The sequence below is a fragment of the Streptomyces sp. NPDC005263 genome (genome assembly GCF_042872365.1).
Taxonomy (GTDB): Bacteria; Actinomycetota; Actinomycetes; order Streptomycetales; family Streptomycetaceae; genus Streptomyces.
Genome location: NZ_JBIAKJ010000003.1, coordinates 557,373 through 575,154, shown reverse-complemented (window position 1 = coordinate 575,154; position 17,782 = coordinate 557,373). Strand labels below are relative to the sequence as shown.

The 17,782-nt window shown below is 70.3% G+C and carries 16 protein-coding genes and 2 pseudogenes; 6 read left to right on the top strand and 12 right to left on the bottom strand.

The features are described from left to right. Positions 1 to 48 precede the first annotated feature (48 nt). Positions 49 to 960: a phosphatase PAP2 family protein gene (locus ACFYRY_RS16210; RefSeq protein ID WP_389145056.1), complete on the top strand. Its 912-nt coding sequence runs from the start codon at positions 49 to 51 to the stop codon at positions 958 to 960. On the opposite strand, the pseudogene ACFYRY_RS16205 reads toward ACFYRY_RS16210, so the two are convergent. From ACFYRY_RS16205 to ACFYRY_RS16195, 3 genes and pseudogenes are all read right to left on the bottom strand, one after another. Beyond that, a pseudogene (locus ACFYRY_RS16205) lies at positions 862 to 1,134 on the bottom strand (hypothetical protein); the annotation flags it as partial. The gene ACFYRY_RS16210 and the pseudogene ACFYRY_RS16205 overlap by 99 nt on opposite strands. After that, the gene (locus tag ACFYRY_RS16200; protein WP_389145053.1) at positions 1,125 to 2,759 is read right to left on the bottom strand and encodes an MFS transporter; all 1,635 of its coding nucleotides are present in this window, start codon (positions 2,757 to 2,759) and stop codon (positions 1,125 to 1,127) included. The gene ACFYRY_RS16200 and the pseudogene ACFYRY_RS16205, both read right to left, overlap by 10 nt. Before the next feature lie 109 nt (positions 2,760 to 2,868). Then, positions 2,869 to 3,915, bottom strand: coding sequence for an NAD(P)/FAD-dependent oxidoreductase (locus tag ACFYRY_RS16195; protein WP_389145050.1), 1,047 nt, complete (start codon positions 3,913 to 3,915; stop codon positions 2,869 to 2,871). 331 nt (positions 3,916 to 4,246) lie between these two features. On the opposite strand from ACFYRY_RS16195, the gene ACFYRY_RS16190 reads away from it, so the two are divergent. After that, positions 4,247 to 4,870, top strand: coding sequence for a TetR/AcrR family transcriptional regulator (locus tag ACFYRY_RS16190; protein ID WP_389145048.1), 624 nt, complete (start codon positions 4,247 to 4,249; stop codon positions 4,868 to 4,870). Between the two features lie 9 nt (positions 4,871 to 4,879). Next, a pseudogene (locus tag ACFYRY_RS16185) lies at positions 4,880 to 5,053 on the top strand (IS630 family transposase); the annotation flags it as partial. A gap of 17 nt (positions 5,054 to 5,070) precedes the next feature. On the opposite strand, the gene ACFYRY_RS16180 reads toward ACFYRY_RS16185, so the two are convergent. The 4 genes from ACFYRY_RS16180 to ACFYRY_RS16165 form a co-directional block, all read right to left on the bottom strand. After that, positions 5,071 to 5,769: an SMI1/KNR4 family protein gene (locus ACFYRY_RS16180; protein WP_389145045.1), complete on the bottom strand. Its 699-nt coding sequence runs from the start codon at positions 5,767 to 5,769 to the stop codon at positions 5,071 to 5,073. Between the two features lie 84 nt (positions 5,770 to 5,853). Next, positions 5,854 to 6,534, bottom strand: a complete 681-nt coding sequence (locus tag ACFYRY_RS16175; protein WP_389145042.1) for an NAD(P)H-dependent oxidoreductase — start codon at positions 6,532 to 6,534, stop codon at positions 5,854 to 5,856. A gap of 34 nt (positions 6,535 to 6,568) precedes the next feature. Next, positions 6,569 to 6,901 carry an ArsR/SmtB family transcription factor gene (locus ACFYRY_RS16170; protein WP_389145039.1) on the bottom strand — a complete coding sequence of 111 codons (333 nt, stop codon included), beginning with the start codon at positions 6,899 to 6,901 and terminating at the stop codon, positions 6,569 to 6,571. A 95-nt stretch (positions 6,902 to 6,996) separates the two neighbouring features. Next, on the bottom strand, positions 6,997 to 8,346 hold the full coding sequence (locus tag ACFYRY_RS16165) for an Nramp family divalent metal transporter (RefSeq protein WP_389145036.1): 1,350 nt from the start codon (positions 8,344 to 8,346) through the stop codon (positions 6,997 to 6,999). A gap of 237 nt (positions 8,347 to 8,583) precedes the next feature. Between ACFYRY_RS16165 and ACFYRY_RS16160 the strand changes: the two genes are divergently transcribed. Beyond that, on the top strand, positions 8,584 to 9,948 hold the full coding sequence (locus ACFYRY_RS16160; RefSeq protein ID WP_389145033.1) for a M14 family metallopeptidase: 1,365 nt from the start codon (positions 8,584 to 8,586) through the stop codon (positions 9,946 to 9,948). Between the two features lie 72 nt (positions 9,949 to 10,020). On the opposite strand, the gene ACFYRY_RS16155 is transcribed toward ACFYRY_RS16160, so the two are convergent. The 5 genes from ACFYRY_RS16155 to ACFYRY_RS16135 form a co-directional block, all read right to left on the bottom strand. After that, positions 10,021 to 10,716: a hypothetical protein gene (locus ACFYRY_RS16155; protein ID WP_389145030.1), complete on the bottom strand. Its 696-nt coding sequence runs from the start codon at positions 10,714 to 10,716 to the stop codon at positions 10,021 to 10,023. A gap of 119 nt (positions 10,717 to 10,835) precedes the next feature. After that, complete coding sequence (locus ACFYRY_RS16150; protein ID WP_389145027.1) at positions 10,836 to 12,311, bottom strand: GntP family permease; 1,476 nt, start codon at positions 12,309 to 12,311, stop codon at positions 10,836 to 10,838. Positions 12,312 to 12,426: 115 nt separating this feature from the next. Further along, positions 12,427 to 12,849, bottom strand: coding sequence for a RidA family protein (locus tag ACFYRY_RS16145; protein ID WP_389145025.1), 423 nt, complete (start codon positions 12,847 to 12,849; stop codon positions 12,427 to 12,429). Next, the gene (locus tag ACFYRY_RS16140) at positions 12,846 to 13,610 is read right to left on the bottom strand and encodes an IclR family transcriptional regulator (RefSeq protein ID WP_389145023.1); all 765 of its coding nucleotides are present in this window, start codon (positions 13,608 to 13,610) and stop codon (positions 12,846 to 12,848) included. The genes ACFYRY_RS16145 and ACFYRY_RS16140 overlap by 4 nt, the downstream gene beginning before the upstream one ends. Further along, positions 13,607 to 14,704: a sugar kinase gene (locus ACFYRY_RS16135; protein WP_389145020.1), complete on the bottom strand. Its 1,098-nt coding sequence runs from the start codon at positions 14,702 to 14,704 to the stop codon at positions 13,607 to 13,609. Before ACFYRY_RS16135 ends, ACFYRY_RS16140 begins: the two co-directional genes overlap by 4 nt. A 160-nt stretch (positions 14,705 to 14,864) precedes the next feature. Here ACFYRY_RS16135 and ACFYRY_RS16130 point away from each other — a divergent pair, with 160 nt between their 5' ends. After that, positions 14,865 to 16,130 (top strand): amino acid deaminase, encoded by a 1,266-nt coding sequence (locus ACFYRY_RS16130; protein ID WP_389145017.1) that lies wholly within the window; start codon positions 14,865 to 14,867, stop codon positions 16,128 to 16,130. 10 nt (positions 16,131 to 16,140) lie between these two features. Next, positions 16,141 to 17,769 (top strand): amidohydrolase family protein, encoded by a 1,629-nt coding sequence (locus ACFYRY_RS16125; protein ID WP_389145014.1) that lies wholly within the window; start codon positions 16,141 to 16,143, stop codon positions 17,767 to 17,769. Positions 17,770 to 17,782: the final 13 nt, after the last annotated feature.

Here is a 17,782-nt window from a genome sequence, read left to right as displayed (position 1 = left end):
CCGCAAGACGTGCGTGACCGAACTCCTCCCAACGGAAGAAACAGAGCGATGACTCAGCACGATTCTCCGTCCCTGCCCGCGCACCGTCCGGGAGTCTCAAGGCAGGCCCCCGAGGCCTCCGACGACCCCAGCCCGTCGCGTACGACACGGCCGTGGATGCCGGCCCTGCTGTACACCCTGGGGTTTCTGACGGTCTACCTGCTCGCCATCTGCACCCCGTGGGGGCAACGAGCCGAGAACACCTGGTTCTCTCTCGGTAAACAGGGCGGCGAAGAAGCATGGCTCTACCCCCTGTCAGGAAAGGCCTACGGCTCGACGCCCCTGCCGCCGCTGGAATTGAGTGCCAAGCCCACCCTGATGGTCGGCCTGGCCGTCATCGTGCTCCTCACCCTGGTCCGGCGGTGCTGGTGGCCGGGGTGCGCGGCGCTCGGCGTCGTCATCCTCGCGACCGGAGGCAACGACCTGCTCAAATCGACCCTGCCCCGCCCCGATCTGGTGGGCGCCCCCGAGAATCTTCTCGACCAGGGTTTCCCCAGCGGGCACACCGCCATCCCCGCCGCGCTGACCCTCGCCGCCGTCCTCGTGGTCTCCCCCCGCATCCGCCCCTACGTCGCCACGGTCGGTGTGCTGTGGCTCGCCTGCATCGCCGCCGCCAGCGCGACCATGGGCGGCCACCGGCCCAGCGAAGTGCTGGGAGCCACACTGTTGGCCTGTGCCTGTTACGGCCTCGCCACCTGGCTGCTGCCGGCATCCGCCGCGCCAGGCGCCACGCGGAGCCCCCGTGCGCTGCCCGTCATCACCCTGACGCTGGCACTGGCCGTCGCCCTCGTTTCCGGCGCACGCAACGACACCCTCACCAGGTCACTGGTCTCCGCGGCGACGGCCTTCACATGTGCGGCCCTGGTCTGGTACGCCACAGCCGGGCGGCCCGCACGCCACACACGCCACACACTGGGCTGACCACCCGCAGGCTCCGGGCAGGAACCGGCGCAGGTTGCGCTGGGCGGCGGCGTGCCAGTCTCCGTGGTCGTCGCGGCGTCGCCGGTAGTGGGCCTTGGCGCCGGGGGAGGCGGTGATGGAGGCGAAGGCCCAGAGGTAGCCGACTGCGTTGAGCCGGTCGTTCTTCACCCACCTGTGGACCCGGTGTGCTCCCCCACAGTCGTCGCCTCGCTCGCCGCCGTCCCGGCCCCCGGCTCGGCGCTCTTCCTCGCGAACCCGCGCCGGCCCGGCATGACCGCGAGGACGATCAGTGTTCCGGCGGCCATGATGATCCCGCCGATGAGGCTGGCCTGGGCGACGCCGTGGGCGAAGGCCTGGTGGACGGCGTCCACGGCGGCCTGAGCCTGCTGGGGCCCGGCGGAGGGATCCTGCGCGACCCGCTCCGCGACGGCCAGGCCGGCGCCGACCGAGTCCTTGGCGGTCTCCATCGCCTCCGCCGGGAGCCGGTTGCCCACCAGGTCGGTCAGCTCGTCCCGGTAGGCCGTGCCAAGCAGCGAGCCCAGCACCGCGATGCCCAGCGCCCCGCCCAGCTCGAGCGCGGTGTCGTTGACACCGCCGCCGACGCCCAGCTCGGACTCGGGGAAGGAGCCCATGATCGTGTCGGTCGCCGGGGAGATGCTCAGTCCGAGCGCGAGGCCCAGCATCATCAGCGGCGCCAGGAAGTCCCCGTACGTCGACCCCTTGTCGATCTGGGTGAGCAGGAACATGCCCGCCGTGCCGACGGTCATGCCGGTCACGACCATCGCCTTCACCCCCAGCTTCGGGGTGAGCGCCCCGGTCACCGCGGACCCGAGGAACACCGCACCGCCCAGCGGCAGCAGCCGTAGGCCCGTGTCCAGGGCGTCGTAGCCGAGGACGAACTGCAGGAACTGCGTCGAGTAGTAGAGCACGGCGAACATACCGAAGAAGAAGAACAGCACCGCGAGCATCGAGCCGGTGAAGGGCCGCAGCGCGAACTTTCGGACGTTCAGCATCGGGTGCGGGTGCCGCAGTTCCCAGGCGACGAAGGCGACCAGACCGGCACCGGCGACCACGGCGGCGGTGACGGGGCCGGCGCCCCAGCCGAAGTGCGGGCCCTCGATGGCGGCGTAGATCAGGGAGCCGACGGAGACGATCGACAGCAGACCACCGACGTAGTCGATCCGGCCCATGCCCTCCGCCTTGGACGGCGGTACCAGGGCGAGCGCGGCGAACACGGCGACGACGGCGATCGGCACGTTGATCAGGAAGGTCGAGCCCCAGGCGTGGTCCTCAAGCAGCCAGCCGGAGACCAGCGGGCCGACGGCCACCGCCACCCCGGAGGTCGCGGCCCAGGCGGTGATGGCCTTGCCCCGCTCGCTCCGGGGGAAGGTCGCGACCAGCAGGGACAGCGTGGCCGGCATCACGACCGCGGCACCGAAACCCATGATCGCGCGGGCCACGATGACCAGCGAGGTCTCGTCGACCATGCTCCCCATCACCGAACCGCCGGCGAAGATCAGCAGACCCAGCACCAGCGCGCCGCGGCGACTGTACTTGTCGCCGATCGAGCCCAGCACCAGCATCAGCGCCGCGTACGGAACGGTGTAGCCGTCGACGACCCACTGCAGATCACTGCTGCTCAGGCCCAGCTCGGTGGTCATGTCGGGGGCGGCGACGATCAGCGACGTGTTCGCCATCACCGTGATCAGCAGGCTCAGACACAGCACGAGCAGCGCCCACCAGCGCCGCGCGTAAGGCCCGGTCATTTTCTCCACGGGGGTGTTCGCAAGGAAGGGCATCAGTAGCTCCTGAGGGGGACGGGGCGGACGAGCGGAATCACTCGATTGCCCGTGAGGCGAGCGGGCGACGGCGCGCCGGGTGACGGGCTGAGATCTCAGGGCTTCGAGATCATCGGGTGGCCGCTTTGGGGCTTGCCTCGGCGATCCCCTGGAGGGCCGCGTCGGTGTCCGCGATGGCCAGCATTTTGTTGATGTCGGCGCCGGCCAGTGCGCCGGCCGCTGCGGAGGCCCCGACCTGGGCGACCGGATCGGTGACGTTGCCGGCCACCCACACACCCGGCACCTCGGTGGTGCCGCCCATGCCGGAGGCGAAACCGCGGCCCATGTTCGGCAGGTCCCGCACCGGCAGGCCCAGACCTTCCAGGCCCTGGGTGCGGGCCTGCATCTGCGGGGCGACCGCGAGGACGCGGCGGGCCACGACCTGGCCGTCGGCCAGGCGCACCCCGGCGAGGGCACCGTCCTCGCCGTTGACGATCTCGGTGACCGGGGTGTCGATGACGCGGATGCCGCGGGCGGCGAAGCGGGCGCGGCTGTCCTCGTCCAGGTCGGTGCCGTGGGTGAAGTAGGTCAGGTCCTCGGTCAGTTGACGGAACAGATACGCGTGGCCGATGGAGGCCGGGCCGGTGGCGAGGATGCCGATGGGCTCATCGCGCACCTCCCAGCCGTGGCAGTACGGGCAGTGCACCACACTGTGTCCCCAGTGCTCGGCGAGCCCGGGCACCTGTGGCAGCACATCCGTGAGGCCGGTGGCCACCAGGACGCGGCGGGCGGTGATGCGGCGGCCGTCGGCAAGGGTGACGGTGAACCGAAGGTCCCCGTCCGCCGACGGGGCGGCGGACTCGGCCGAGACCACCTCGCCGGACACGACGCGTCCGCCGTACTGGCGCACCTGCTCCCGGCCCCGTCGAAGGATCTCGGGCGGCGGGGTGCCGTCCAGGGCGAGGAGGCCGTGCACGGCCTCCGCGGGCGCGTTGCGCGGGGAGCCGCTGTCGATCACGACGACCGAGCGGCGGGAGCGGGCGAGGATCAGTGCGCCGTTCAGCCCCGCGGCGCCCCCGCCGATCACCACCGCGTCGACGGTCCCCTCGGCCAGTGCGTCGCTCGCGTAAGGAGGAGTCGTCACAGCCCTGGCCTCCTGCCTTTCCTTGTCAGTCATGGTTCGGTCGACCTTTCGAGTTCTGGGTGGTTGGAGGGGGGCAGCTGTTCAGGAAGCCCGGGATGTGGTCGGCGACCGTCTTGGGCTGTTCGAGGTGCAGGAAGTGCCCCGCGTCGAGGACAGCCCGACGTTCGTGATGTACAGATCCAGTCCGGCGATGAAGCTCGCCGTCGCCAGGGAGGAGTGCGAAGGCATGGGTTGCTCTCCATCGCGCCAGGCGTGCACGCACCCTGTCCGGTGAGCTCAGGAGGGTTGTTTACTGAACAGTCCGAAACCTAGATAGTTCTGTACTGAGTTGTCAAGAAGGGCGGGTCGGCTTTACCTTCTGTGTATGGCGAGACCACGAAGCTTCGACCGCGACCACGTCCTCCATGCCGCCGAGCGGCAGTTCCGCGCCTCGGGCTACAACGGCACGAGCGTCGACGACATCAGCGCCGCCACCGGCCTGGGCCGCGGCAGCCTCTATGCCGCGTTCGACGGCAAGCACGGCGTGCTGCTGGAGGCGATGGGCGTGTACTTCGCCCGGCTGGGGCAGGGTCCGCGGAAGATGCTCGCCGGACCGGACGAGGGCGCCCTGGAACGACTGCACGCGTACTTGCTCCGCGCCGTCCACGGGGTGCCACTCGCCGCCGACGTACCGCCCGCCTCTGACCGGGCGGGGGCGGCCTGCTTCGCCGCCAAGATGGCCCTGGAGATCGGCGCCTCCGACGCCGAGGTGAAACGCCTGGCCAGCGACTGCTTCTCCGTGGTCGCGACGGCGGTGGCCGACTGTGTGCGAGCGGCGCAGCGCAACGGCGACATCGACCCCGACGCGGATCCCGACGACCTTGCCTACCTTCTGCTGACCATCATCCGCGGGAGCGATGTCGTCGGCGCGTACGGCCACAGTCCCGCCCGCCTGACCTCGATTGCGGAGAGCGCGTTCGCCTTGCTGCCTCGCCCGCGCCACCGCTGAGAAGGGCACGTGCTCCACAACTCCAACGCGGACGACTTCGACTCGCTCTACCCCAAGTGCAAGGGCGACCGGCCCAAGACCTTCGCCCTCCCCGAACGCCGGGAGATCAGGAAGATCGCCAAGTCCAAGCCAGCCGAGCACGGCCTGCCGTTCTCGACCTCGAGTCCGGCCAAACTGGCCGACACTCACATCGGCGTCGACTACAGGTCCCGGAGATACGTCATGCCGTCCTTGAAGCCGTCCCGTGGGTCGATCCACGTCAGGCCGGCTTCGTGGATGACCGGCTGGCTGAACTCGTTCTCGGTGCCGTCCGTGCGGCGCAGGCAGCGTCGCTCCTCCAGGGCGGACGCGATCTCCTCGAGCCAGTCGGGGAGGGGCCAGCCGGTGGGTTCGCTCGCCTGGTCGACAGCCCAGGTGCCGACGTGGCCGTAGGTCGGCTCGTCCTTGCGCGCGTCGAGGTAGTAGCCGTGCCAGCCGTCGCCCGCGGTGTAGGCGAAGGGGATCAGCCCCGGCTCGCGCTCCCAGTGCTGAGTCATCTGCTCGTACTGGGCCTGGACGGACTGGAGGGGCAGCCAGCCCTTGCCGGCAGGCAGCCAGTCGACGTGTCCGTAACTTCCCACGGGGTCCGCGGGGTCGACGCCGGCGGAGCCGTCGTGAAGGCGGTACCACGCGAGCAGAGCAGGGGGGAACGGGTACCCGATCGCGTCTTCGACGGCGGTGATCTGGTCGGCCGTGGCGGGCGAGCGCAGCAGCGCGGCGGAGGTCGGGGCGTACCGGCGAAACCAGGTCTCGATCCGTTGCCACGCTCCCTGGGTCTTGAACTTGGCCGCGGCGATCGGCTGTATTGCGGCGTGCATCCGTCCCAGGTCGTCCGGCGTCATGAGACGCAGCGTACTCATGGGGGACGGCTCCGACGGGGCGTTCCGCTGGTCGCCGCGTCGCCATGACACACGGGCTTGACGGACGGGCTTGACGGACGGGCGTCAGGCGGTCGCTTCCAGTATCTCCGCCGTGATGCGCGCTACGGACTCTCCGACCGCGTCCAGCGCCGCTGTTCGTTCCTGGTCGGTCATGCGGGCCGGTCCATAGGTGACCACCGGGTCGAGGACCTGGAAGCCGACGAACTCCAGCATCCCGCGGTGGATGTGGAAGAGGAAGTCGTCCATCGGTCCGAAGGCGCCGCCGGGTTGGAACGACTCGCTCGGTCCGCCGGTCGTGAACAGCAGCATCGCTCGCTTCCCGGCGAGCGCCGCGTCGTCGAAGAGCCCGTGGTCCCCGCCGAAGACGCCTCCCATCACGAAGACCCGGTCCACCCATCCCTTGAGGACGGCGGGCAGCGAGAACCACCACATCGGGAACGAGAGGACGAGCAGATCAGCGGCGAGCAGCCGGTCGAGATGGTTCCTGACGGCCGTGTCGAGCGTGCCGTCCTTGACCGCGCGCATCTGTTCGGCCTGCGGTTTGAACGGGCCGTCCACCGGGGCGAATTCGTCGCGGGCGAGGATCGGGGCCCATCCGTCGGCGTAGAGGTCGACGACGTCGACTCGGTACCCGGCCTCACGCAGGGCCTGCGCCGCGGTGGTCATCTGGGCGGTGCTGAAGGAGTGGGGCTCGGGGTGAGCGTGAACGATCAGGGCGGTGGGCGCTGCATCGAAGGTCGACATGAAGAGATCGTATCGACGTATTGCGATACGTCAATTAAAGAGTGGTGTCGATCACTTGTGCCAGCTGCGCCAGCCGCTCCTCGTCGCGCCGGTAGTGGGTCCACTTGCCCACCCGGGTGGGGCGCACCAGCCCCGCCCGTTCGAGCGTGCTCATGTAGCTGGAGACCGTCGACTGGGCGAGTCCCGCCTTCGCCTGGATGTGCGTGACGCACACGCCGACCGACCGACGGTCCGCGATCGGCTCGTACTCGCCGAAGTACGCGTCGGGGTCCTTCAGCCACCGCATGATCTGCAAACGGGCGGGGTTGCCGAGGGCCTTGAAAACCTCGATCAGATCAGCCGAGTCCCATCCCGCCGACGTGGCCACGCGTCACCTTCTCCCAGACAGTCCCATAGCCCGATAGTTCGTAGTTCGATACACCACGATATCTCGATATTGGCACTGTCATGCCTGGCGGGGCCCTAGAAGAACTCCCCCCACGGCTGGTCCCAGATCTGCTTCACGCACAGGATCAGGAACAGCAGGCCCGCGATCGTCAGCATGGCGTTGCTGAGCAGGCCGTTGCGCCATTCGCGGGGCGTGCGGGAGGTGTTCAGGAGCCACATCAGCGTGCCGGCCAGGAAGGGGAGGAAGGCCGCGCCCAGGACGCCGTAGAGGATGATCAGGCGGAACGGCTGGCCCTGGAAGAGCAGGATGATCGGGGGGAAGGTCAGCCAGAGCAGGTACGCGCGGAAGGGCCAGGACTTCTCCCGGCCGCCCGACGCGATCGCCTTGCCCGACGCGACCTCGTCGCCCGACGGGGCCTGGGCGGCGTCGCCCGCCCCGCCCGTCCGGTAGCGCCCCACGAAGTCCGCGAACATCAGGCTGACGCCGTGCCAGACGCCGATCAGGGAGGTGAAGGACGTGGCGAAGAAGCCGATCAGGAAGAACTTGGCCGTGGCCGTGCCGTACTTGTCCTCCAGGATGTCGCTCAGCTGGATCAGGCCCTTGTCGCCGCTGGCGATCGCCACGTTCGCGGAGTGCAGCAGTTCCGCGCCCACGAACAGCATCGCCACGACGAAGATGCCGGTGGTGGCGTACGCGACCCGGTTGTCGAGGCGCATGACCTTCATCCAGCCGGTGTCGGTCCAGCCCTTCGCGTTGACCCAGTAGCCGTACGCGGCGAGGGTGATCGTGCCGCCGACGCCGCCGATCAGGCCGAGGGTGTTGAGGATCGAGTCCTTCTCGTCGGGGAGGACCGGGAGCAGGCCGGCGAAGGCGTCGCCCAGATTCGGGGTGACCCGGATCGCCAGGTAGACCGTGACGACGAACATGACGCCCACCAGGACCGTCATGACCTTCTCGAAGACCTCGTACTTGTTGAACCAGACGAAGACCAGGCCGACCAGACCGCTCGCGATGGCCCACCACTTGAGGCCCATCACGTCGGGGAACAGGGCCTGCAGGGGCAGCGCGCTCGATGACATCGCGGCCGCGCCGTAGACGAAGCCCCAGATCACGACGTAGACGACGAAGAACCAGGTGGTCCAACGGCCCAGGCTCGCCCATCCGTCGAAGAGGGTGCGGCCGGTGGACAGGTGCCAGCGGCCCGCCGCCTCGGCCAGGGAGATCTTGACCAGGCAGCCGATGACGGCCGCCCACAGGAGGGTGTAGCCGAAGTTGCTGCCCGCGATGAGCGTGGCGACGAGGTCGCCGGCGCCGACGCCGGTCGCCGCGACGACGATGCCGGGGCCGATGTACTTCCAACTGGACTTCCGGGGTGCTGAAGTGGGCGCCGTCCCTGTCGCTGAGTTCTCCGTGATGTCCGCCATGCGGATCAAGAAAGCGTAAAGCGGACGAGGACACAAGGGGGCGTGCGGTGAGGGAACCGTAGGTCAGCCACACGGTTCACGTCATCGCGGCTTCACGCGCTCTTGACCTGCTCATGCCAGAAGCAGACGATGAGCGGCACATCCGCACCCGCACCCACCCGCACGTCGCTGAACCACCCCCCGCTCCACTCCCCGCTTCCGGAGATCCCGGAACTCCCGGAGAAACTAGGAGACTTCATGCGACTTCGCACACGCGGCTCAGGCGCCCGCGCCGGCAGACGAAGCACCGGCGGACGACGCGCCGCCGTCGCCGCCCTCGCGTGCGTCGCGGCGCTCGCCCTCGCCGCCCCGCTCACCGCGAACGCCGACAGCGCCCAGAAGGCGGCCCCGACCGCCGACGACATCCGCCAGTACGAGGTGCACACGCGCTCCGACTCCGCGTCCCGCACGGCGATCCAGCGGGCCGGGGTCACGGTGGACGACGCCGACGGCCACTCGGTGTTCGTCTCCGGCCGCGCGGACCAGGTCAAGAAGTTGAGGCAACTCGGCTACGACGTCACGCTGACGGGCGCGGCTCCGGACCGTTCGAACGGCGAGGACGACGTACGGCTCTTCGACTTCCCCTCCGCCGACTCGCGCTACCACAACTACGCCGAGACGAACACGGAGATCGACGCGCGGCTGGCGGCGTATCCGAACATCATGAGCAAGCGGGTGATCGGGAAGTCGTACCAGGGCCGGGACATCGTCGCCATCAAGATCAGCGACAACGTGGGGACGGACGAGGCCGAACCCGAGGTGCTGTTCACGCACCATCAGCACGCCCGTGAGCACCTGACGGTGGAGATGGCGCTGTACCTGATCCGTGAGCTGGGCGCCGGTTACGGCTCCGACTCCCGGATCACCAGCATGGTGAACAACCGTGAGATCTGGATCGTGCCCGACCTCAACCCGGACGGCGGCGAGTACGACATCGCGACCGGCTCCTACCGTTCATGGCGCAAGAACCGGCAGCCCAACAGCGGTTCCTCGAACGTCGGTACGGACCTCAACCGCAACTGGAACTACCGCTGGGGCTGCTGCGGCGGCTCCTCGGGGTCGACCTCGTCCGAGACGTACCGGGGTTCGGCGGCCGAGTCGGCGCCGGAGGTCAAGGTCGTCGCCGACTTCGTGCGCAGCCGGGTCGTCGGCGGGAAGCAGCAGATCACGGCGGGCATCGACTTCCACACGTACAGCGAGTTGGTGCTGTGGCCCTTCGGGTACACCACCGCGGACACGACCACCGGCATGACGGCGGACGACCGGAACGCCTTCGCCACGATCGGCCGGAAGATGGCCGCGAGCAACGGCTACACCCCGGAGCAGTCGAGCGACCTGTACATCACGGACGGGTCGATCGACGACTACCTCTGGGGGACGCACAAGATCTTCAGCTACACCTTCGAGATGTACCCGTCGTCCAGCTCCAGCGGCGGCTTCTACCCGCCCGACGAGGTCATCGAGCGGGAGACCGCGCGCAACCGGGACGCGGTGCTGCAGCTGTTGGAGAACGCGGACTGCATGTACCGGTCCATCGGCAAGGAGGCGCAGTACTGCGGCTAGTGCCGTGGCACTGGCACACAGACACGGGGGCGGAGTCGGGGTCGGTCCAGGTCGGGACCGGCCCCGGTGCCGTCACGCCTCGGGCTTCGCCGCCTTGGACTTCCCGGCCTCGGCCTTCTCCTCCGGCCCGCCGTCCTCTTCTTCGGCGACCTCGGTGGCGTCGGCGACCTCGGTGGCCCCGGTGGCCTCAGCGCTCCCGGCGGCCTCGTCCTCGGTCGCGCTCTCCTCCTCGCCGTCCTCGAAGTACGCGTCGAGAACCGCGTCCAACTGCTCGTCCCACTCCGTGAAACGGCTCCTGGACGTGGCCTCGATCTCGATCGGGTACCAGCGGCGGTCGGGGGTGTGCACGGTGATGGTGAACCGCTTGCCGAAGCGGGGGGACTCCGTCTCCACGGCGCCGATCTCGTCCCAGCGGAACTCGCACTGCTGGTCGTCCAGGGCGAGTCGTACGCCCTTGTGGTCGGCGACAATCTTCGCGCGGCGGTCGGACGCCTCGAAGACCGGCCCGTCGGGCACCTCGTCGGCGTCGGGCTCCGTCACGGAGTCACCGGCGGCGTCCGAGGCTTCCGGAGCACCCGAGCGATCAGAGGCGTTGGACGCGACCTCCTCGGACTCGGAACCGGCCTCGTCCGAAGCCGTCTCCTCCGGCTCCTTGGACTTGGCGTCCGCCGGTTCGCCGGACACGGGTGAGGTGAGCCCGGGGATGAAAGCCGGGTCGAATCCGGCGCCTTCCAGGGGCTGGCTGCTCGAACCTATGCGCTGCTCCACAGCGGGCAGTATGGTCGACGATCCTGTGTCGGACACAGCCAGCCCCCGATTTCGTTATCAGACGCCTACACGAACCCGTCGTTGTCGGACGCCTGCACGAACACTTCGCTGTCGGGCACCTACACGAACACGCTGAGCACCGCCGCCACCACGAAGCCGGCCACCGACAGCACCGACTCCAGCACGGTCCACGTCTTGAGCGTGTCCCGCTCGCTGATGCCGAAGTACTTCGCCACCATCCAGAAGCCGCCGTCGTTGACGTGCGAGGCGAAGATGGAACCGGCCGAGATGGCCATGATGACGAGGGCGACGAAGGCCTGGGAGTGGTGGCCCTCGGCCAGCAGCGGCGCCACGATGCCCGCCGTCGTGACGATCGCGACCGTCGCCGAGCCCTGCGCGACCCGCAGGACGACCGAGATCAGGTACGCCAGCACCAGCACCGGCAGCCCGACGTCGTTGAAGGTGTCGGAGAGCGCCTGGGCGACGCCGCTGGCCTTGAGGACCGCGCCGAAGATCCCGCCCGCGCCGACCACCAGCAGGATGTTGCCGACCGGCTTCAACGAGGCCGTGGACACGGTCTCCAGGGACTTGCGGGACCAGCCGCGGCGGATGCCCAGCAGGTAGTACGCGAGGAGCAGGGCGATCGTCAGCGCGACGAAGGGATGGCCGAAGAACTCGATCACCGAGCGGCCCGTGGAGGGGTCCAGGGCTATGGAGGAGAAGGTGGCCGCGAGGATCAGGATCAGCGGCGTGCCGATGATGCCGAGGACCGTGCCCAGCGGCACCGGCTCCTCGCGCGGTGCGACGCCCTGCTCGCGCTGCTCGTCGATCACCGCCTGCTTGGCCTCCTCCGCCGCCTCCACCATGTCCTGCGGTACGGCGACGAAGATGCGGCGGCCGATCCACGCCGAGAAGGCCCAGGCGGCCAGCACGGCCGGGATGCCACAGATGACGCCCATCAGGATGACCCAGCCGAGGTCCACGTGCAGCAGACCGGCCGCCGCGACCGGGCCGGGGTGCGGCGGCAGGAACGCGTGGGTCATCGACAGACCCGCGAGCAGCGGCAGGCAGTACAGCAGGATCGATTTGCCGGAGCGCTTGGCGGCGGCGTACACGATCGGCGCGAGGACGAAGATGCCGACGTCGAAGAAGACCGGGATTCCGAAGATGAGGCCGGTCATGCCCATCGCGAGCGGGGCGCGCTTCTCCCCGAACAGGTTCAGCAGCCGGGACGCCAACACCTCGGCGCCGCCGCTGACTTCGAGGATCGCGCCGAGCATGGTGCCCAGGCCGATGATGATCGCGACATGGCCGAGGATGCCGCCCATGCCGGACTCGATGGTGGACACCGCGTCCGATCGCTGGACGGTGCCGAAGAGTTCGGTGACCGACAGTCCGGCCAGCAGGCCGACGGCTATGGAGACCGCGAGCAGCGCGACGAACGGCTGGAGTCTCGCCTTGATGATGAGGAACAGCAGGAGCGCGATGCCGATGGCGGCGACGGTCAGGAGACCGGCCGTGCCGTCGAGGAGGAGGAGCAGACCGCCGGTGTGGGGTGGGGCCTCGGGGGCGGCGGCCGCGAACGGGAGGGACATGGGGGTCCTCTGGTTGAGTACACGGAGCTTTCGGGCAGGGGGGATCGCGGCACGGCACCCCGAGAGGTGCCGTGCCGTGTACGTGGTGCGGGAGTTGAGTGGCCGTCAGCCGGGTTCAGCCCAGGACGGCGAGCGCGTCGATCTCGATGAGGAGCCCGGCGGGGAGGCCGACGTAGACCGTCGTACGGGCGGCCGGGGGCGCGGTGAGGCCCTGCTCCTCGAAGTAGGTGTTGTAGATGCCGTTCATCTCGGCGAAGTGGTCGACGTCCGTCAGGTAGACGCGGATCATCATCACGTCGTCCCAGCTCGCGCCGCCCTCCTCCAGGATCGCCTTGACGTTGGCGAGGGTCTGCAGGGTCTGCTCGCGCAGGGTCGGGCCGGCCGGCGTGGGCGGCTTGCCCTCCTCGGCGGGGAGGAAGCCGACCTGACCGGCGACCTGGAGGATGTTGCCCTTCCGCACGCCGTGGGAGAACTTCGCGGGCGGGGTGGTGTGGGTCTTCGGGGTGAGCGAGACCTTCTCGGCCTTCTTCTCGGTCATGAGGTGACTTCCTTGACGGGGGTCCTGCCGGAGTACTCGCCGCTGATGGCGTCCGCGGTACGGCGCACCAGTGGGAGCAGGGTGAGGAGTTCGTCGGCGGTGACGACGACGTTCGGCGCGGAGACCGACATCGCGGCGACCACGCGGCCGTCGGCGCCCCGGATGGGGGCCGCGACGCAGTTGATGGACTCCTCGTGGCCGCCGAGGTCGGTGGCCCAGCCCTGTTCGCGCACCTTCTCCAACTCGCGTACGAACGCGGCCGCGTTGGGTGTCGAACGGGACGTGTAGAGGGGGTAGTCGAGCTTCTCCGCGATGGCGCGGCGCTCGGTTTCCGGGAGGTCGGCGAGGAGCAGTTTCGCCACGGCCGCGACGGTGATGGCGACGGGTTTGCCGATCCGCGAGTACATGCGCACCGGGTAGCGGCTCTCCACCTTGTCGATGTAGAGGACCTCGTCCTCCTCGTAGACGGCCAGGTGGACGGTGTGTCCGCACTGTTCGTTGAGGCCCGCGAGGTGGGGGTGGGCGATCTCGCGGATGTCGAGGTTCTCCATCGCCTCCTGGGCGAGGGCGATGAGGCGGGCGCCGAGACGGTAGCGCTGGTCGGACTGGCGGTAGACCATGCCGTGCTCGTGCAGGGTGCGCAGGAGACGCAGCGCGGTGGACTTGTGCACGCCGAGACGCTCGGCGACCTGGCCCAGGTCGGCGGGGCCCTCGGCGAGCAGCGGCAGGATGCTCAGCGCGCGGTCGACGGTCTGGCTCATGGCGTACGTACCTCCTCCTCGGCCCGCTGTGCGGCCTGTGTCCAGCCGGGGCCGAGTCGAAGTGTCCCCCACGCGTCGTCGTCCAGGGCGACCAGTCGGTCGGCGTGGTCGCGGGCGGGGGGCGGGGCGAGGTCACCGGGGGCGGTGAGGGCGGCGGCGGCCCAGAGGTGGCCGTGCCGGAGGCGGTCTCGCAGGGGGAGGCCGCGGAGGGTGCCGGAGAGGAAGCCGGCGGCGAAGGCGTCGCCCGCGCCGATCGCGGCGGCGACGTCGACGTGGGGGGCCGGGACGAACGTGGTGGAGTCTCCGGCGTCAGGCGGCACCGGAGAGGGGCCGGTCGTGTCGTGCGGTTGCTCCCTCGCGAACGCCGTCGCTCCGCGCGCTCCCTCCTTCACCACCAGCACGGACGGCTCCGGCAGCAGCTCCCGGATCGCCCGCGGCCCGCCCGTGGCGGCCCAGGCCGCCTCCGCCTCGTCGGTCCCGACGAAGACGATGTCGGCGCGCCGGGCCAGGTCGAGCAGGATGAGCGGGCTGACGCTGTCCCGCCACAGTCCCGGGCGGAAGTTGATGTCGAAGGCGACGAGCGGCCGGCCGGGGCGGGCGGCGGTCAGCTCCCACAGGAGGTCGAGGCAGTCCTCGGACAGGGCCGCGGTGATCCCCGAAAGGTGCAGGACGCGCGCCGCCCGCACGGCTGCCAGGTCGGTGTTCTCCACCGCCATCGCCGAAGCGGCCGACCCGGCCCGGTAGTACGCCACCTCGTGCGCGTCCGTCGCCCGGTCCCCGGCCGTACGGAAGTACACGCCGGTGGGCCGCACCGGATCACGCCCCACCGAGGAGACGTCGACGCCGTACCCCCCGATCGTCTCGACCAGGTGGTCGCCGAACCCGTCGGCCCCGACCCGGCTGACCCACCTCACCGCGTGTCCGGCGGCGGCCAGCACGCACGCCAGGTTCGACTCCGCGCCCCCGATCCCCCGGTCGAAGGAGGGAACATCGGCGAGACGGCCCGGCCGGGAGGGCAGGAAGGTCACCATGGACTCGCCGAGCGCGACGACGTCCACGACGTCGGGGGCGTTGCAGGGTCCGCTGGTGGTCACGATCGTCGTAGCTCCTCGGCCGGTTGCGGATGGCGGTGGCTCCGTTGACCCCGCGTCGCCGAGATGTTAGACAGCGGTAAGCGATATACGCAACGATCGTTGCACATGATGCAATTGAGCTGGCAATCAAGCTGGCAATCAAGCTGATCAGGGAGGCTCCATGGCCATCGAAGCGCTCACCGGCCTGGCGGCGGAACGGGTGGATCACCGCTTCAAGGGCCTCCCCCCGGACGCCGACGGCCTGACCGTCGGCGAGCTCGCCGCCCAGCGCCGCAACCTCTTCACCGACGGCTTCGCCACTCCCGTGCTGGCCCTCTCCGCCGAGCGCCTGGAGCACAACCTGCGGCTCATGGAGACGTACGCGGCCCGGCACGGCCTCGCCTTCGCCCCGCACGGCAAGACCTCCATGGCGCCCCAGCTCTTCCAGCGGCAGATCGAGCACGGGGCGTGGGGCGTCACCCTCGCGGTACCGCACCAGGTCCGGGTGGCCCACGCCTTCGGGACCCGGCGGATCTTCCTCGCCAACGAACTGGTCGACCCGGCCGCCCTGCGCTGGATCTCCGGCCGGCTCGACGCCGACGACGACTTCCACCTGGTCTGCTACGTCGACTCGGTGCGCGGGGTCGAGCTGATGGACGCGGCCCTGCGCGGCGCCCGCCGCCCGCTGGACGTCGTCGTCGAACTCGCCGCAGGCGAGGGCGCCCGCACCGGCGTGCGTACCGAGGCGGAGTGCGCGGCGGTCGCGGACGCGGTGGCCGGGACCGGGACGCTGCGGCTGGTCGGTGTCGCGGGCTACGAGGGCGAGGTGCCGGGGGCCACTCCGGAGCGGGTGCACGCGTGGCTTCGGCGGCTGGTGGCGCTCGCCGTCGACTTCGACAAGGCGGGGCGGTTCGCCGACGCGGAGGAGATCGTGGTCAGCGCGGGCGGCAGCGCCTGGTTCGACGCGGTGGCCGACGTCTTCGCCGAGATCCCCGAACTGTCCGCGCCCGCCCTGAAGCTGCTGCGCTCCGGCGCCTACGTCTCGCACGACGACGGCCACTACCGCAAGATCACACCCTTCAACCGGGTCCCGGAGGAGGGCGCCCTGGAGCCCGCGTTCCGGCTCTGGACGCAGGTGGTGTCCCGGCCGTCCGCCGAACAGGCGTTCCTGAACGCGGGCAAGCGGGACGCGGCCTACGACCTCGACCTGCCCTTCGCCCAGGTGGTCCGCCGGGACGGCGTCGAGCGCCCGGCCACCGGGATCGAGGTGACCGCCCTGTCCGACCAGCACGCCTGGCTGCGCACGGCGCCCGAGGCGGACCTCGCCGTCGGGGACTGGGTGGGCCTGGGCCTGTCCCACCCGTGCACGTCCTTCGACAAGTGGCAGCTGATCCCCCTCGCGGAGGCGGACGGCACGGTCGTCGACTACATCCGTACGTTCTTCTAGGAGGCCCGACGTGGAAGAGCTGGTCATCCGGGACGCGGACGTGGTCGACGGCTCGGGCGGCGCCTCGTACCGCGCCGATGTGGTGATCGACGGCGGCCGGATCGTGTCGATCGTCCAGGAGGCCGCCGCGGCGGGCTGCCAGCGTCCCGAGGCCCGCCGGGAACTGGACGCGGAGGGCCTCGTCCTGTCCCCCGGCTTCATCGACATGCACGCCCACAGCGACCTGGCGCTGCTGCGCGACCCCGACCACAGCGCCAAGGCCGCGCAGGGCGTCACGCTCGAAGTCCTCGGCCAGGACGGGCTGTCGTACGCCCCGGTCGACGACCGTACGCTCGCCGACGTCCGCCGCGCGATCACCGGCTGGAACGGCGACGGGGACGACATCGACTTCGACTGGCGGTCGGTCGGCGAGTACCTCGACCGGCTCGACTCCGGCTTCGACGGGCAGGGCATCGCGGTCAACGCCGCCTATCTCGTCCCGCAGGGCACGGTCCGCGCGCTCGCCGTCGGCTGGGAGGACCGCGAGGCCACGCCCGGGGAACTGGACCGGATGCGGCACCTGGTCGCCGAGGGCCTGGAGCAGGGCGCGGTCGGCCTGTCGTCGGGCCTCACCTACACCCCCGGCATGTACGCCGAGGACGCCGAACTGACCGAGCTGTGCCGGGTGGTGGCGTCGTACGGCGGCTACTACTGCCCCCACCACCGTTCCTACGGCGCCGGGGCGCTGGAGGCGTACGAGGAGATGGTGGCCCTCACCCGCGAGGCGGGCTGCGCGCTCCATCTCGCCCACGCCACCATGAACTTCGGCGTCAACAAGGGCCGCGCGCCCGAGCTGCTGTCCCTGCTGGACGACGCGCTCGCCGCCGGAGCGGACATCAGCCTCGACACGTACCCCTACACGCCGGGCTCGACCACTCTCGCGGCGCTGCTGCCGAGCTGGGCGAGCGAGGGCGGCCCCGAGGAGGTCCTGCGGCGGCTGGCGGACGAGGGGACGGCCGCACGCGTCCGGCACGATCTGGAGGTGGTCGGCGCGGACGGCTGTCACGGGGTGCCCGTCGAGTGGGACACCATCGAGATCTCGGGCGTGCGGGACCCCGGGCTGGCGGACTTCGTCGGCCGCACCGTCCAGGAGTCGGCCGACCTGCGCGGCGAGGCCCCCTGGGTGACCGCCCGCCGGCTGCTGATCGACGACCGGCTCGGCTCGACGATCCTCCAGCACGTCGGCCACGAGGAGAACGTGCGGGCGATCATGCGCCACCCCGTCCACACCGGCGGCTCGGACGGCATCCTCCAGGGCGCCAAGCCGCATCCGCGCGCCTACGGCACCTTCCCCCGCTATCTCGGCCGGTACGTACGGGAGTTGGGGGTGCTGACCCTGGAGGAGTGCGTCGCCCGTCTCACCGCACGCCCGGCGGCCCGGCTGCGACTGCCGGACCGCGGGCTGGTCCGCGAGGGCTACCGGGCGGACCTGGTGCTGTTCGACCCGGCCACGGTGGCGGCGGGGTCGAGCTTCGAGAACCCGCGGGTGCTGCCGACGGGCATCCCGTACGTCCTGATCGACGGCCGTTTCGTGATCGAGGACGGCCGCCGGACGGACGTACTGGCGGGGCGGGCGGTGCGGCGGACCGCCCGTCCCTGAGGTCTACGGCTTG